At 61.3% G+C, this 14,576-nt stretch carries 16 protein-coding genes; 4 read left to right on the top strand and 12 right to left on the bottom strand.

What is annotated here, in order from left to right:
* Positions 1 to 56: 56 nt before the first annotated feature.
* From P8X48_00895 to P8X48_00855, 9 genes are read right to left on the bottom strand one after another with little or no spacing between them, the layout of a single operon-like run.
* Positions 57 to 926, bottom strand: coding sequence for a D-amino acid aminotransferase (locus P8X48_00895; protein ID MEJ2105870.1), 870 nt, complete (start codon positions 924 to 926; stop codon positions 57 to 59).
* Complete coding sequence (locus P8X48_00890; GenBank protein MEJ2105869.1) at positions 892 to 2,139, bottom strand: D-alanyl-D-alanine carboxypeptidase; 1,248 nt, start codon at positions 2,137 to 2,139, stop codon at positions 892 to 894. Before P8X48_00890 ends, P8X48_00895 begins: the two co-directional genes overlap by 35 nt.
* Positions 2,124 to 2,975, bottom strand: coding sequence for a septal ring lytic transglycosylase RlpA family protein (locus tag P8X48_00885; protein ID MEJ2105868.1), 852 nt, complete (start codon positions 2,973 to 2,975; stop codon positions 2,124 to 2,126). The genes P8X48_00890 and P8X48_00885 overlap by 16 nt, the downstream gene beginning before the upstream one ends.
* Positions 2,972 to 3,931, bottom strand: a complete 960-nt coding sequence (gene mltB, locus P8X48_00880; GenBank protein MEJ2105867.1) for a lytic murein transglycosylase B — start codon at positions 3,929 to 3,931, stop codon at positions 2,972 to 2,974. Before mltB ends, P8X48_00885 begins: the two co-directional genes overlap by 4 nt.
* A gap of 56 nt (positions 3,932 to 3,987) precedes the next feature.
* Entirely contained in the window at positions 3,988 to 5,082 is a 1,095-nt protein-coding gene (gene rodA / locus P8X48_00875; GenBank protein ID MEJ2105866.1) for a rod shape-determining protein RodA, read from the bottom strand.
* The gene (gene mrdA / locus P8X48_00870) at positions 5,079 to 6,980 is read right to left on the bottom strand and encodes a penicillin-binding protein 2 (GenBank protein MEJ2105865.1); all 1,902 of its coding nucleotides are present in this window, start codon (positions 6,978 to 6,980) and stop codon (positions 5,079 to 5,081) included. The genes rodA and mrdA overlap by 4 nt, the downstream gene beginning before the upstream one ends.
* A 3-nt stretch (positions 6,981 to 6,983) precedes the next feature.
* Positions 6,984 to 7,475 (bottom strand): rod shape-determining protein MreD, encoded by a 492-nt coding sequence (mreD, locus tag P8X48_00865; GenBank protein ID MEJ2105864.1) that lies wholly within the window; start codon positions 7,473 to 7,475, stop codon positions 6,984 to 6,986.
* A complete protein-coding gene (gene mreC / locus P8X48_00860) occupies positions 7,472 to 8,341 on the bottom strand; it encodes a rod shape-determining protein MreC (protein ID MEJ2105863.1) in 870 nt (289 codons plus the stop codon). Before mreC ends, mreD begins: the two co-directional genes overlap by 4 nt.
* Positions 8,342 to 8,356: 15 nt before the next feature.
* Positions 8,357 to 9,400: a rod shape-determining protein gene (locus P8X48_00855; GenBank protein ID MEJ2105862.1), complete on the bottom strand. Its 1,044-nt coding sequence runs from the start codon at positions 9,398 to 9,400 to the stop codon at positions 8,357 to 8,359.
* Between the two features lie 121 nt (positions 9,401 to 9,521).
* On the opposite strand from P8X48_00855, the gene gatC reads away from it, so the two are divergent.
* From gatC to gatB, 3 genes are read left to right on the top strand one after another with little or no spacing between them, the layout of a single operon-like run.
* Positions 9,522 to 9,809, top strand: a complete 288-nt coding sequence (gene gatC, locus P8X48_00850; GenBank protein ID MEJ2105861.1) for an Asp-tRNA(Asn)/Glu-tRNA(Gln) amidotransferase subunit GatC — start codon at positions 9,522 to 9,524, stop codon at positions 9,807 to 9,809.
* A 31-nt stretch (positions 9,810 to 9,840) separates the two neighbouring features.
* Positions 9,841 to 11,295 (top strand): Asp-tRNA(Asn)/Glu-tRNA(Gln) amidotransferase subunit GatA, encoded by a 1,455-nt coding sequence (gatA, locus tag P8X48_00845; GenBank protein MEJ2105860.1) that lies wholly within the window; start codon positions 9,841 to 9,843, stop codon positions 11,293 to 11,295.
* Positions 11,295 to 12,800: an Asp-tRNA(Asn)/Glu-tRNA(Gln) amidotransferase subunit GatB gene (gene gatB, locus P8X48_00840; GenBank protein MEJ2105859.1), complete on the top strand. Its 1,506-nt coding sequence runs from the start codon at positions 11,295 to 11,297 to the stop codon at positions 12,798 to 12,800. Before gatA ends, gatB begins: the two co-directional genes overlap by 1 nt.
* Here gatB and P8X48_00835 read toward each other — a convergent pair.
* From P8X48_00835 to P8X48_00825, 3 genes are all read right to left on the bottom strand, one after another.
* Positions 12,703 to 13,386, bottom strand: a complete 684-nt coding sequence (locus P8X48_00835; GenBank protein MEJ2105858.1) for a DUF489 family protein — start codon at positions 13,384 to 13,386, stop codon at positions 12,703 to 12,705. The two genes, gatB and P8X48_00835, sit on opposite strands and share 98 nt — an antisense overlap.
* 6 nt (positions 13,387 to 13,392) lie before the next feature.
* Complete coding sequence (locus P8X48_00830; protein ID MEJ2105857.1) at positions 13,393 to 13,653, bottom strand: iron-sulfur cluster assembly protein; 261 nt, start codon at positions 13,651 to 13,653, stop codon at positions 13,393 to 13,395.
* A 100-nt stretch (positions 13,654 to 13,753) separates the two neighbouring features.
* On the bottom strand, positions 13,754 to 14,194 hold the full coding sequence (locus P8X48_00825; GenBank protein ID MEJ2105856.1) for a VOC family protein: 441 nt from the start codon (positions 14,192 to 14,194) through the stop codon (positions 13,754 to 13,756).
* An 88-nt stretch (positions 14,195 to 14,282) separates the two neighbouring features.
* Here P8X48_00825 and P8X48_00820 point away from each other — a divergent pair.
* Positions 14,283 to 14,576, top strand: a 294-nt coding sequence (locus P8X48_00820; GenBank protein MEJ2105855.1) for a patatin-like phospholipase family protein, incomplete at its 3' end; no start/stop codon positions are given.

Here is a 14,576-nt window from a genome sequence, read left to right as displayed (position 1 = left end):
CGGAAGTCATCGCGGGGCGAGAAGTCCGGCTTAGTGCACTGGTCACCATGAAAACCTCAGGCGACCTCGCCCGCACGGAATGCCGTCTTGTAGTCCTGATAGAGGGCGTAGCAGTGATGAAACAGGGGTCCGGGCTTGCCGGCACCGACAACGTGGTCGTCTATGCGTACGATGGGGAGAATCTCCTTTGTCGAGCTGGTCATCCACACTTCATCGGCGGTAAACAGTTCTTCGCGCGCAACGGCGCGTTCCTCGTACGGTATACCGTGCTGACCTGCCAGTTCCACCAGCAGGTCGCGGGTGATGCCGGGAAGAATCTGGCGGCTCTTCGGTGGCGTCACGAGCACGCCGTCCTGGACAACAAAGATGTTGCTCGCCGCGCCCTCGGTCAGTTCGCCATCGTGGATCAGAATGGTTTCCGTCGCCCCCTGCTCCACTGCCTGCTGGCGCAGGATCACATTGGCGAGCAGGGCGATGGCTTTGATATCACAGCGATCCCAGCGGATGTCGTCGGCGACGATGGCGCGCACACCTTCGTTCAGTTCCTGCAGCGACGGCGGCTTCTGGGCCTTGCTGTAGGCAAAGACCGTGGCCTGCACCTCTCCCGGGAAGGCATGATCCCGTGGCGCGGGTCCGCGGGTTACCTGCAGATAGACCGCCTGGTCATCCTGTTCGCAACTGGCGATGAGCTCGTGGATCATTTTGCTCCACTCGCTGCCCAACAGGGGATTGGGAATGCGTACTGCTTCGAGGCTGTGGGCGAGGCGTTGCAGGTGATGCGGCAGGCGGAACGGTTCCCGCCCGTAGACGGGGATTACCTCGTACACGCCGTCGCCGAACACAAACCCCCGATCGAAGGCCGATACCTTCGCCGCATCCGGGTCGATGAATTCACCGTTCAGGTAGACCTTCTTGATGTCCTGCATGTTCGTTCGTCAACTCACTCGGTTTAGAATCATCGCCATCCAGCCACTGCTGCAGGCGATCCCAGTTTCGTCGCAGGAGACCCCCGGTGCCCACGGTCTGCAACGCCACCAGCGGCCACCGTCCAAGATCGCGATCACCCAGTGTCAACTGAAGCGTGCCTAGCCGGGTGCCTGCCTCTACCGGAGCCTCGGGGATGGAGTCGATGCGCAATCGTGCCCGCACCTGGTCGAAACTGCCTCGGCGCAAGGTCAGGTAGAGATTCTGCGCGGTACCGACGGGTACGGTATCCCGGTCACCCATCCATACGCGCACCCTGACTGCCGGTGTATCGCTCCGGTACAGCAATCGGGTCTCAAAGTGGGCGAAACCGAATTCTAACAGCTGTCTGGCGCCATAGACACGGGACCGTTCACCGGGTGCGCCCAGGACAATGGCCGTCAGGCGCATTTTATCATGCACGGCGGACGCGATCAGGTGGCGTGCCTTGCCCGCCACCCTGGCCGCGGCCACCCCATCGACCTGCTTGTCTTGCCAGAGCAGGGCATTGCGGTTGTACAGAGTCAGGCCCTGGTAGCCTATCTGGCGCTCGTGAAACAAAGCGTATTCTTGCGGGAAACGACGGATCAGGGAGCGGACGAGGATCTGCAGGTCCCGCGCGGTCGTGGTTTGCCGGGTCCGGTCGACGCCGGTGAGGTCGGTGAACCGGGTGTGATCCATCCCCAACTGCCGCGCCCATCCGTTCATTCGGGCAAGGAACGCTGGCACGTTGCCGTCTATGGCCTGGGCAAGGGCGGTGCTGGCGTCGTTGGCGCCACCGATGACGAGCGCGCGAACGAGTGTCTGAGCAGCGATGGGCGCATGCAGCGGTGCAAACAGCCGGGGCGCCGGTGTGTTCCGGGTGGCCGGCCGGATCGGCACCGTTGCATCGGGCTTCAGCTTTCCATTTGCCATGGCATCGAACACGGCAAAGGCAACCATGAGCCTGACAAGCTCGCCCGGCGCAACCTGCTGGTCGATGTTCTTTTGCGCAAGTACTTCTCCGGAATTGTGGTCGTAGAGCAGGTAGGACTCTGCTTCGATGACCGGCGCAGCCCTGGCCGCAACGGGGCCGGCCCGTGCGCCACTGCTTGCCAGGATGAATGCCAGACACAGGGCAGGCAGGATGGAACGCGAGCGAATCACGTGCAGGAACGGGGCTATTCCGTTACCCAATGGGTTTGCCTGATGCCAAATTCGGCGACGCGTTTGAGCAAGCCGCTATGGTTGTCGCGGTCTCGTACCGGTCCGATGCGAACCCGGAACAGGGAGGGCGAGCGGTCCGCCGCCTGTACGAAGACCGGCCGCAGGCCGGCGGCTTCCAGGCGCGCACGAAGTTTCTCGGCACTGGCGCGCACGGAAAATGCTCCGACCTGCAGGTACAGTCGCGCGTCGGCCGGAAGGCTGGTCGGAACCGGTCTGCCAGACGCCGGGGCGCCGGCTTGCAGGGGCCGCGTCGTGACACCGTCGTCGGGTGCGGGCACTTCATCTCCAGGCACAATCGCGGTGACTTCGACGCGACCGGTGCCGTGACCCACGATTCCCAGCTTCATCGCGGCGGCATAGGACAGGTCGATCAGGCGATTGTGCAGAAATGGACCGCGGTCGTTGATTCTTACGACGACCGAACGATGATTGGCAAGATTGGTGACGCGGGCATAGCTGGGCAAAGGCAGGGTCTTGTGCGCGGCGGTCATGGCATACATGTCGTAGCGTTCGCCCGTGGCCGTGCGCTGACCGTGGAACTTGCGCCCGTACCAGGATGCGATGCCGATCTCACGATAGCCCCGAGCGTTGTGCATCGGACGATAGGTATGACCCATGACCGTGTAAGGTCTGGACCGCGCCGGATTGACGGGTTCGGGCTTTGGCACCGCGTCGGGAATCCGCGAGAAGTCCACGGCCACACCCGACTGCGGTCCATCGTCCTGGTAGTACCCCCCGGGGTTGCGACCCGAGGTGCAGGCGGTCAGCAGAACTCCGGTTGCCAGCAGGACGGCCAGCGCCTTCATGAGGATTTCCCGGGAATATAGCGTCGTCGAATCATGCGGCTCAGGTCGCACACGGCCATGGCGTACTTGTCGTTGTGATTATACCGCCGAACCACGAAAAAATTGTGGAACACCAGGCGGTGCTCCATTCCGCGGCGGCCTTCCAGTTGCATCATCGCCGCGCGCAGGTGCAGGTCCGGTTTGCGGTGCGCCGGAACGATGCCGAAGTTGGCCAGTTGGTCGAGGGTAAGCAGGGGCCCGGTTCCAAGATCGCTCAGCCAGGGCGCCATGTCGCCGTGGGTGCGGGCCTCGTCACAGACCGGCTGCCCCGCCTTCCAGCCATGCTGGTGAAAGTAATTGGCGACACTGCCGATTGCATCCGGGACGCTGTTCATCAGGTCGGCACGGCCGTCGTCGTCGAAGTCCACCGCGTAGCTTCGATACGTACTCGGAATGAACTGTGCCATGCCGATGGCTCCCGCATAGGAGCCGCGAATGGCGAGGGGCTGCAAGCGGTGATCGCGGACGAATAGCAGAAACTGCATCAACTCTTTGGAGAAAAAGTCCTTGCGTTCCGGGTGAGTCAGCATCTGAGTCGTCAGGGTATCGATGACACGCAGGTGTCCGATGTTGCGGCCGTAGCGGGACTCGATGCCGATGATGGCCACCACAAGTTCGGGGTCGACCCCGTATTGTTTTTGCGCGCGGGACAGCGCTTCGGCATGTTTGTGCCAGAAACGGCTGCCACGACGTGCATGGAGAGCGGTGACGAACTGGTCTCGATACTTGTACCAGGGACGCCGTTCCCCGGGATGCTTGGTATCGCGAATAACCCGCGGGCTGATTTCGACCTGGGCAAACAGTTCGCGCAAGATGGTTTCGTTGTAGTTGTATTTCTCATGAAGCGACCGTACGAGGGATTGCAGCTCGGGGTACTGCTCCAGGTCCACGGCCCGGGCGGGACCGGCACAGACCATGAACATGAGTACCGGGAGTATGCAGAATCGGAATGAGCGCGCGCAGGTCAGGGGAATCAATGCTCAATGATCTTGCGATGTGTCTGGATGCTCATGAGGATACCGAAGCCTGCCAGCAATGTAACCAGTGAGCTGCCACCGTAACTAATCAGCGGCAAGGGAACGCCGACTACCGGCAGGAGTCCGGTCACCATTCCGATATTCACGAAGAAATACAGGAAGAAGGTCAGGGACAGGGCGCCGGCGAGGAGGCGGCTGTAGGCGTCCTGTGCATAGTAGGCGATCATCATGCAGCGCCCAATCAGAAACCCGTACAGAGCAAAGAGCAGCAACACACCCAGAAGGCCAAACTCTTCCGCGAAAACGGCGAAAACAAAATCCGTCGTGCGTTCCGGCAGATAGCCCAGATGCGCCTGGCTGCTGTCCAGCCATCCCTTTCCGAAGAATCCGCCGGAGCCGACTGCAATCATGGACTGGATGCTGTGGTAGCCGCGACCGAGCGGGTCGGACTCCGGATTGAGAAAAGTCATGACGCGGGCGCGCTGATAGTCGAGCATGTGGGACCAGATCAGCGGAAGGGCGCCGGCCAGGGCCACCACGGACCCGATGATGAACTTCCAGCTGATTCCAGCAAGAAACAGCACGATCAGCCCGGAGGCCAGAATCATGATCGATGTCCCAAGATCCGGCTGTTCGTAGATCAGGAATACGGGCACCACGATCAGTCCGCCGGCGATCAACAGGCTTCGCATGCGCGGCGGGATGCCGTCGCGTGCGATCCACCAGGACACGATCATGGGCACGGCCAGCTTCATCATTTCGGAAGGCTGGATATTGAGCAGACCCAGTGACAACCAGCGTTGCGCGCCTTTGCCGATTTCACCGGCGATCAGAACCGCGACCAGCGCGACCAGGCCGATTCCGAAAAGATGGGGCGAGTAGCGCCGCATGGTTTCCGGCCGCACCTGCGCGATGGCGAGCATGACCGCAAAGGCGAGAACATAGCGAAAAACCTGTGAAGCTACCGCGCCAAGATTGCGTCCACTTGCACTGTACAACACAAACAGGCTGACCACGGCGAAGGTCAGCAGCGCCAGCAGCAGCGGCTTGTCGAAGCGCAGATCGAATGGAAGACGGAATCGCATATTCATGGTTTTGCCTTGGCACGCTTCGCGCCTTCGCCTGTTGCAAGCCGGGGCTGGTCTCTGTCTCCGAGCAGCACGTAGTCCATCAGCTTGCGTGCCACCGGCGCGGCGGCGCTGCCTCCATGACCGCCGTTCTCGACGATGACCGCCACCGCGACACGCGGTTGCTCCGCCGGCGCGAAACAGATGAATAGCGCATGATCCCGCAGACGCTCGGGAACCAAATCCTTGTTGTAGCGTTCGCCCTGGGCCACGCCGAGGACCTGTGCCGTTCCGGTCTTGCCGGCAATCCTGTACGGGGCATTCCACCCGATGCGTCGCGCGGTGCCGTGAGGTCCGTGCACGACGTCGATCATGGCCTGGACGATGGTCTGCAGGTGTTTCGGATCCGTGAGGTTGAGCAGCTCATCCACACGGGGTTTCACGTACCGCAGCTCGTGGGTTGCCGGGTTTTCAATGGCCCGCAACAGCTCCGGTCTCATGACGGCCCGGCGGTTCGCCAGCGCCGACACCGCCGTCACCAGTTGCAGCGGTGTCACCAGTAGCGGACCCTGCCCGATTCCGGTGACCACGGTTTCGCCGAGATACCATTTTTGGTGCCGCTTTTCGCGCCACTGTTCGGAGGGGACCAGGCCCGGGGACTCTCCCTTGAGATCAATTCCGGTGCGCTTTCCGAACCCGAGATGGGTGAGCCAGTCGTGAATGTAATTGATACCCAGCGTAACCGCTGTCTTGTAGAAGTACACGTCGCATGACTGCTCGATTGCATCGTGCAGGTTCATGACGCCATGGCCGCTGTGTTTCCAGTCGCGATACCGATGGGTGTCCCCCGGCAGCCTGAAGAATCCATGACAGGTGATGGTATCGCTGGCCTTGACCTCACCCGATTCCAGCGCGCCCAGTCCGATGAACGGCTTGATGGTGGATCCCGGCGAGTACTGACCATTGAGCGCACGATTGATCAACGGCCTGTCGGGGTTGTTCAGCAGCGCGTCGTAGGATGCCTGGTCGATCCCGTCGACGAAGGGATTCGGGTCGTAGGTCGGCATGCTGACGAAGGCAAGCACGGCGCCGGTATTGGGGTTGAGCACCACTGCCGCGGCCCGCTTGCCCTTCAGGGCCTTTTCGCCGATGGCCTGGAGTTTGGCATCGATGTTCAGGATCAGGTTCTTGCCTGCCACTGGTTCCTTGCCGGTATCCGGAAGCACGCCCAGGCTTCGACCGTAGGCGTTTGTCTCCTCCTGTTTAACACCGACCTTGCCCAGCAGGCGATTCTCGTAACTCTCTTCAATCCCGAGTTTGCCGATGAAGTGGGTTCCACGGTAGGCGGCGTGGTCAATACGTTCCATCTCTTTTTCGTTGATGCGCCCGACATAGCCGAGCAGATGCACACCAAAACTTCCGAGTGGATAGTGGCGTTGCAGGCGTGCACGGAGATCCACGCCCTGAAGGTGCGGACGGTTGATAGCAACGCGGGCAGCTTCCTCGTCCGTCAGGTGGGCGCGCAGGGTAATGCTTTCGAATCGGGGGGCGGCCTTACGTTGGCGCTCAAACTGCTTGATGTCATTCGGTGTCAGGGTGACGAGCTGACCCAGCTCCTTGAGGGTTGCCGCCATATTGGAAACCTGTTCCGGAATCAGGTCCAGGGTGTAGACCGGGTAGTTCTGTGCAAGGACAACGCCATTTCGATCAAGAATCTGGCCGCGTACCGGCGGGATGGGTATCGGTGTGATCTGGTTCGCCAGCGCCCTGGTCTCATAGTGCTTGTGGTGGACCACCTGCAGCCAAAGCAGGCGCACCAGCAGGACCAGGACAACCAGGATCATGAATGCGGCGGCAAAGGTCAGGCGCGACCCGTAGATGCGTGTTTCCCGAAAGTAATCCTTCAGCGGGATGTTGAGCATGGATTACTTGACCTGCCCTCGACGGCGTATGTCTCGCAGAATGACAAAGACCCAGGGCCAGATGAACAGACTGACCAGACCCGGTGTCCAGAATGCCCAACCGGTAATCGATTGGCCGATGATAGCCCGCACCCAAACGACAATGAGCTGACCGATGGACAGGAGCACCAGGGCCACGAGACCCTGCTGCCAGGGGGGGTACACCCGGATACGTAGATGCAGGCGCGCGGCAAGGTAGGCAATGACCGTAAGCGCCAGTGCATGTTGTCCCAGCAGAGAACCGTAGAGCACGTCCTGGATCATGCCGACGAGCCAGCCGGTGCCTATGCCCACGCGATTGGGTGTGGCGAGGCACCAGTAGATCAGCACCAGGCCAACCCAGTCGGGTCGAAAACCTTCCGCCCAGTTCGGCACCGGTACCTGGGCCAGGATCATGGCCACGACAAAAGTGGAGGCAACTACGAGATAGCTTCGCGTGACCGGATTCAGGGTCATGGTTTCGATGCCTCCGGTTCCTTGTCTACGGTCTTGCGCTTGCCTGGCCAGACGAGCAGAACCTCCTTGTCGTAGTTGAGGCGTGCGGCCGGCGTGGCGGTAATACTCAGGAACGCCTCGTTCGGATCACTGATGATTTTGCTCACCCGTGCCACCGGATACAGCGGCGGGAACCGTCCCCCGAGTCCGGAAGTAATCAGTACGTCCCCCTTTCGGATATCCGCGGTCGGGGTCAGATAGGGGACATCGAGCTTGTCGTCGGCCCCGGTGCCAAACACGATGGTGCGCAGACCGTTGCGCAGGATCTGTACCGGGATCGCGTGACCGGGATCGGTGACCAGGGTTACCCGACTGTCCAGGGCGTCGACCTCGGTCACCTGTCCGACAATACCCCAGGCGTCCAGGGCCGGCTGGCCGATGTAGACGCCGTCACCCGAACCCTTGTCGACAATGATGGTGCGCGTGCTGGGGTCGGAACTGACTTCCACCAGCTCGGACACAATGGCCCGGTCCGCAACGCGGGTTGCCGAACCCAGGAGATGGCGCAGGCGTGCATTTTCGCTCTTCAGCCCGTCCAGCTGCTGCAGACGCGCATGAAGCTTGAGCTGCTCGATGCGCAATTCGTTGTAGTGTTTCTGCAGGCTTTCATTGCTGGTTAGGAAGTCGGCAATCCAGTGACCTGTGCGTGCCGGCAGCGCGGCAATGGAGCGCAGTGGGTAGGCCAGCACGTCCAGGGTCGAGCGGATATGGCGCAGACCCTCGCCCTGGTTGTCGGCGAACATGATGCCGACAGAAAGGATGGCAAAGATAAGCAGGCGAAGCGTGAGCGGCGGTGTACGAAAGGACGTGCCAGGGGCCGAAATCATGATGGGGTCGGAACCCTACTCGTATACGAAAACATCCGACATGTTTTCAGCTTCCTGCAGCGCCCGCCCGCATCCTCGAACGACGCAGGTCAGTGGATCGTCGGTGATGATGATGGGCAGACCGGTCTGCTCGGCGAGCATGCGGTCGAGGTCGCGAAGCAGGGCACCACCGCCGGTTACCACCAGTCCCTTTTCCGCCACGTCGGCGCCAAGTTCCGGCGGTGTCTGTTCGAGCGCGGTCTTGATGGCGCTGACGATGCCGGCCAGGTTGTCCGACAGCGCGATGTAGACTTCCTTGCTGTTGAGAATCTGGCGGCGCGGGACGCCGTCGGCGATGTGGCGCCCCTTGATTTCCATTTCGCGAACGTCGCTGCCCTCCCAGGCGGTACCGATGTCCTTCTTGATCTGTTCCGCGGTGGCATCGCCAATGAGCAGGCTGTACTTGCGGCGGATGTAGCTGATGATGGCTTCATCCATCTTGTCGCCGGCAATGCGCAGGGAGTGGGCATAGACGATTCCACCCAGGGAGATCACCCCCACCTCGCTGGTACCGCCGCCGATGTCCAGCACCATGGAGCCGCTGGGTTCGGCGATGGGGAGCTCGGCGCCGATGGCCGCAGCCATGGGTTCCTCGATCAAATAGACTTCGCGCGCACCGGCGCTCATGGCCGATTCGCGAATGGCGCGGCGCTCCACCTGGGTGGATCCACACGGCACACAGACGATGATGCGCGGGCTGGGCTGAAACAGGCGGTCTTCGTGTACCTTGCGGATGAAATACTTGAGCATCTCGCCGGTGACCGTGAAGTCGGCGATAACGCCATCCTTCATGGGGCGGATCGCCTGGATGCTGCCGGGAGTACGTCCCAGCATCTTCTTCGCGTCGGTGCCTACGGCAAGAATGTTGCGACCGCCGCGGTGCCCGTGGCCCTGGCGGATGGCGACCACCGATGGCTCGTTGAGCACAATGCCCTTGTCGCGGGCGTAGATTAACGTGTTGGCCGTACCCAGATCGATCGCAAGATCGCTGGAAAATAAACCACGCAAGGCTTTGAACATAGGTAGTTTTCGAAGGTAGTGGTACGCGTGTGGTCAAACTCTAGCAATCAGAATACCCGGGTTCAACCAAAGCTTATATTATGATAATTTCCCCGACCTTCCACGCCCCGGAGCCCGGCGCATGTCGATCGATACAGATGAAGTAAAACGGATAGCGCATCTTGCGCGACTCCGGCTCGATGAGCAAGAGCTGGCGGACTATTCCGCCACCCTGTCCCGGATTCTCGAGCTGATCGAGCAGATGAACGAGGTCGATACCACCGGCGTTGCGCCCATGGCGCACCCGCTGGACATGGAGCTGCGCCTGCGCACCGATGCCGTGACCGAGCCGGACCAGCGTGAAAAATTCCAGAAGATCGCGCCGGCGACCGAGGCCGGGCTGTACCTGGTACCACGGGTGATCGAGTAGCCCCGTCACGGACCAGGAGACCGGATCCCGCATGTACGACAAGACTGTGGCCGAACTGGCTGCCGCACTGGCGGCCAAGGAATGTTCCAGCGTGGAACTGACCGAGCTGTTCCTGGAGCGTATTGCGCGCCACGAGGACCTCAATGCCTTCATCACGGTCGACAAGGATCGCGCCCTGGCCCAGGCCGGGGCCGCCGACGACCTGCGCGCCGAAGGCAAGGCCGGCGCCCTGACCGGGGTGCCCCTGGCCCACAAGGATATCTTCTGTACCGACGGGATGCGCACCAGTTGTGGATCGCACATGCTGGAGGAATTCGTGGCGCCGTACAACGCCACCGTAGCGGAAAAGATCGCCGCGGCCGGCAGTGTGGTTCTCGGAAAGACGAACATGGATGAGTTCGCCATGGGTTCGAGCAACGAAACCTCGTATTTTGGTCCGGTAAAGAACCCCTGGGATCCGACGCGGGTACCCGGTGGCAGTTCCGGCGGATCCGCTGCCGCGGTGGCGGCTCGTCTGGCGCCGGTGGCAACCGGTACCGACACCGGCGGTTCCATTCGCCAGCCCGCGTCCCTGTGTGGCATCACCGGACTCAAACCCAGTTACGGTCGTGTGTCGCGCTACGGAATGATTGCCTTCGCCTCCAGCCTGGACCAGGGTGGGCCCATGACGCAAAGCGCGGAAGACGCGGCGCTGTTGCTCAATGTCATGGCCGGTTTCGACGAGCGTGACTCCACCTCGGTAAATGAGCCGGTCCCCGATTACACGGCAAGCCTGAACCAGGACCTCAAGGGTCTGCGTATCGGCTTGCCAAAGGAATATTTCGCCGAAGGCCTGGATGCGGAAGTAGGCAACGCCGTGCAGGCGGCGATTGAGGAATACAGGAATCTGGGGGCCGAGATCGTCGACGTCAGCCTGCCAAACAGTGGTCTCGCCGTCCCGTGCTACTACGTACTGGCGCCGGCAGAGGCCTCAAGCAATCTCTCGCGCTATGACGGAGTGCGCTATGGTCATCGGGCAAAGGACTATGGCGATCTGCTGGAGATGTACGAACGCAGCCGTGCCGAGGGTTTCGGACCCGAGGTCAAGCGCCGCATCATGATCGGCACCTACGCCCTGTCGGCGGGTTACTACGACGCCTACTATCTGAAGGCGCAGCAACTGCGTCGCCTGATTGCCGAGGATTTCGTTCGTGCCTTCGAGTCTTGCGATGTGATCGCGGGTCCAACCGCACCGGCCACCGCCTTTGCCCAGGGCGACAAGACCACGGATCCGGTGGCCATGTACCTGAACGACATCTACACGATCTCGGTAAACCTGGCCGGCCTGCCGGGCATGTCCATTCCTGCCGGTTTCGATTCCTCCGGAAGGCCCATTGGTCTGCAACTCATCGGTCAGTACTTCGGCGAGGCGCGCCTGCTGAATGTCGCCCACTCCTTCCAGCAGGTCACCGACTGGCACCGGCGCATTCCCAAGGGGTATGAGTAATGGAATGGGAAACCGTCATCGGTCTTGAGGTCCACGCCCAGCTCAGTACCCGGAGCAAGATCTTCTCCGGCGCGTCCACCCGGTACGGTGCCGAGCCCAATACCCAGGCCTGTGCAGTGGATCTGGCCCTTCCGGGTGTTTTGCCTGTGATGAACATCGAGGCGGCACGCATGGCGGTGAAGTTCGGTCTCGCCATCGGCGCGCAACTGAACCGGCACTCCGTGTTCGCGCGCAAGAACTATTTCTATCCGGACCTGCCCAAGGGCTACCAGATCAGCCAGTACGAGTTGCCGGTGGTGGCCAAGGGCTTTCTCACCGTCGACGTGGACGGCGAGGAAAAGCTCATTGGCATTACGCGTGCCCACCTGGAAGAGGATGCGGGCAAGTCCCTGCACGAGGACTTCCACGGCATGAGTGGCATTGACCTGAATCGCGCCGGCACCCCGCTGCTGGAGATTGTATCCGAGCCGGACATGCGTTCGCCCGAAGAGGCGGTGGCGTATCTCAAGCGTCTGCACGAGCTGGTGCGCTACCTGGAGATTTGTGACGGCAACATGCAGGAAGGCTCCTTCCGTTGCGATGCCAATGTCTCCGTCCGCCCAAAGGGGCAAAAGGAATTCGGTACCCGCGCCGAGCTCAAGAACATCAACTCCTTCCGTTTCGTGGAAAAGGCGATCCGATTCGAAATCGACCGCCAGATCGATGTCATCGAGGGTGGTGGTACGGTGGTGCAGGAGACCCGCCTGTACGATTCGGTCAAGGACCTGACCCGGTCCATGCGCAGCAAGGAAGAGGCCATGGACTACCGTTACTTCCCGGATCCCGATCTGCCGCCTTTGGTGCTGAGTGAGGAATTCGTCGAGCAGGTGCGGGCGACCCTGCCGGAACTGCCCCACGACAAGCGCGCACGGTTCATGGAAGAGTATGACCTGTCGGCCTACGACGCCGGCGTGCTTACCGCCACCCGTGCCATGGCGGACTTCTTTGAGGAAGTGGCGAAGTCCGTCGGCGAGCCCAAGCAGGCGGCCAACTGGATCACCGGTGACTTCAGTGCATTTCTCAATCGCGACAATCTCGAGGTCACGGATTCTCCGGTGACGGCGAAGATGCTCGCCGGCCTCATCGCCCGCATACAGGACAAGACCATCTCCGGGAAGATCGCCAAGGAAGTGTTCGAATCCATGTGGAGCGGTGAGGGCGATGCCGACGCCGTGATCGAGAAGAAAGGACTGAAGCAGATCACGGACACCGGGGCGATCGAGAAACTGGTGGACGAGGTGCTCGCCAACAGTGCGACCCAGGTGGAGCAATACCGTGGCGGCAAGGAGACCGTATTTGGCTACTTTGTCGGCCAGGTGATGAAGGCGAGCAAGGGCAAGGCCAATCCCGCCCGGGTAAACGAACTGCTCAAGAAAAAGTCTCGTGAACACGCACTGTCAAAAATTGTGGTACATTTTTGCCAACTATTTTCCGGTGATTCATACCAAATATACATGCGATTTTGATGTGTTTTATCCCGAAAACAAAGACTCCCAGCTGCAGCCAGGCAACACCCGCACGGATCCCCGCCAGCAGGCCGGCTCGCACGCGTGCGGCAACGCCCGGGTCGGTCAGATACCCGTGTTCACCGGACACCAGAATGCGGGGGTTCATGTTGCTGATCGTGCGGGCGTACAGCTGTGCCAGTTCATCCACCAGTCCCTGTGGTACCTCATTTCCCTGATCCAGTTCGTCAAGGTAACGCACGCGTGCGGCCGAGATGCCTTCCTGCAGTTCCTGTTCGACGTCCGCGTGGCGCGGGAGCTTCCCGGCCAACTGCACCATGGCAATGACATAACGCGCGAGTTCAAGCTCATGGGGGCCGGAACGTCCACCCAGTTGTTCCCGCAGCTTGGACAGACCGGTGCGCACCCCGCTGATTCCGCCGAACAACGAAGCTACATCAGGCGCGTCCAGCATCAGGATGCTGCGAATGCTGGCGCGGTAGGCCGTTTGCCCACAGAGTGATTCCCGGGCCAGCTGCTGGACCAGCACGGCGGACTGGAAGACGCCGGCAAGGGCAAGGATCCGGTCATGTTCCGGGGTACTCAAGGCGGGTCAGTCTTGCTGTTGACAGGCGCGGTCGACTTCTACTTCCCGTACGCCTTCAATCTGGCTCACCGCGTCCCTGATCATGCCGACGATTTCATCGGCGCGCGGGCAGTGGGGCGTGGTCAGCTGAATGTCGAGATGAACGAAGTCCTCGGCGATGTCGATATCGCGAATGAACCCCAGTTTGACGATGCTGTGGTGAAGTTCGGGATCCATCACCTTGTCGAGCGCGGCGAGAATCGTTTCTTCGTTAAGTCGGGTACCCATGAATTCACTCCCGGAACATGATTTGGCGAGCATAGCACAGCGCCGCAACACCACTGCCGATAGTGGACGATAGTGGACCCCGGTGGTCGGGCTTTCGAAGTCACAATCGCAGGGGCTTGACCGGCTCGGACAGCCATTGCGGATCGTTCTTCCAGTCCACGTCGGGATTGTCCACGAACAGTTCCACCTCGTTTCCATCCGGGTCACGCAGGTACAGGCTCTGGCTGACGGTATGGTCCGACATGCCATCCAGTTCCACGCCCGCCGCGTCCAGGCGATCGCGCATCTGGCGCAGGGTGTCCAGATCCTCACCGATCTTCCAGCCCACGTGATACAGGCCAATGCGTCGGCCCTGCAGCGGGCCGGGCGCGGCGCCCACCTGGATCAGCAGCAATTCGTGGTGTGTGCTACCGCCAGTCAGTGCCGCCGCCTGACCATTGAACACCTCGCCCACAACCTGCAGGCCCAGGATGTCGCGATAGAATGCGAGCGAACGCTGCAGTTCGCGTACGTAGAAAACCACATGACCCAGGTTCATCATTGTCGTACCCTCCGTATTGACTGCGTCACGTGCTGGCGTGAGGCTAGATGCATCGTAAGGGATGGGGCCCGTTGGACCAAAGGACAAGATGAGCCAGGCGTCGGAAAAACCGGAAACGGCCCTGATACTGACCGGAGGCGGGGCCCGGGCCGCGTATCAGGTGGGCGTCCTCAAGGCGGTTTGTGAGGTGATGCCCAAGGGCGCCCCCAACCCGTTTCAGATCATCTGCGGGACCTCGGCCGGGGCCATCAATGCCGCCGCCCTGGCCGCCTACGCCGTCAACTTTCAGCGTGGTGTTCGTCGATTGCATCGCGTGTGGGCGCATTTCTCCGCCGACCAGGTGTTTCGAACCGACGCCTTCGGCATTGCCCGCACCGCCTTC

Source organism: Acidiferrobacteraceae bacterium (genome assembly GCA_037388825.1).
Lineage (GTDB): Bacteria > Pseudomonadota > Gammaproteobacteria > Acidiferrobacterales > JAJDNE01 > JARRJV01.
This window is presented reverse-complemented; position numbering and strand designations above follow the sequence as displayed.

Coding starts and splice junctions, on each gene's coding strand:
- P8X48_00895 (MEJ2105870.1), bottom strand. CDS start 926: ATGCAGGACATCAAGAAGGTCTACCTGAACGGTGAATTCATCGACCCG.
- P8X48_00885 (MEJ2105868.1), bottom strand. CDS start 2,975: ATGAAGGCGCTGGCCGTCCTGCTGGCAACCGGAGTTCTGCTGACCGCC.
- mltB (MEJ2105867.1), bottom strand. CDS start 3,931: ATGGTCTGTGCCGGTCCCGCCCGGGCCGTGGACCTGGAGCAGTACCCC.
- rodA (MEJ2105866.1), bottom strand. CDS start 5,082: ATGAATATGCGATTCCGTCTTCCATTCGATCTGCGCTTCGACAAGCCG.
- mrdA (MEJ2105865.1), bottom strand. CDS start 6,980: ATGCTCAACATCCCGCTGAAGGATTACTTTCGGGAAACACGCATCTAC.
- mreD (MEJ2105864.1), bottom strand. CDS start 7,475: ATGACCCTGAATCCGGTCACGCGAAGCTATCTCGTAGTTGCCTCCACT.
- mreC (MEJ2105863.1), bottom strand. CDS start 8,341: ATGATTTCGGCCCCTGGCACGTCCTTTCGTACACCGCCGCTCACGCTT.
- P8X48_00855 (MEJ2105862.1), bottom strand. CDS start 9,400: ATGTTCAAAGCCTTGCGTGGTTTATTTTCCAGCGATCTTGCGATCGAT.
- gatC (MEJ2105861.1), top strand. CDS start 9,522: ATGTCGATCGATACAGATGAAGTAAAACGGATAGCGCATCTTGCGCGA.
- gatA (MEJ2105860.1), top strand. CDS start 9,841: ATGTACGACAAGACTGTGGCCGAACTGGCTGCCGCACTGGCGGCCAAG.
- gatB (MEJ2105859.1), top strand. CDS start 11,295: ATGGAATGGGAAACCGTCATCGGTCTTGAGGTCCACGCCCAGCTCAGT.
- P8X48_00830 (MEJ2105857.1), bottom strand. CDS start 13,653: ATGGGTACCCGACTTAACGAAGAAACGATTCTCGCCGCGCTCGACAAG.
- P8X48_00825 (MEJ2105856.1), bottom strand. CDS start 14,194: ATGATGAACCTGGGTCATGTGGTTTTCTACGTACGCGAACTGCAGCGT.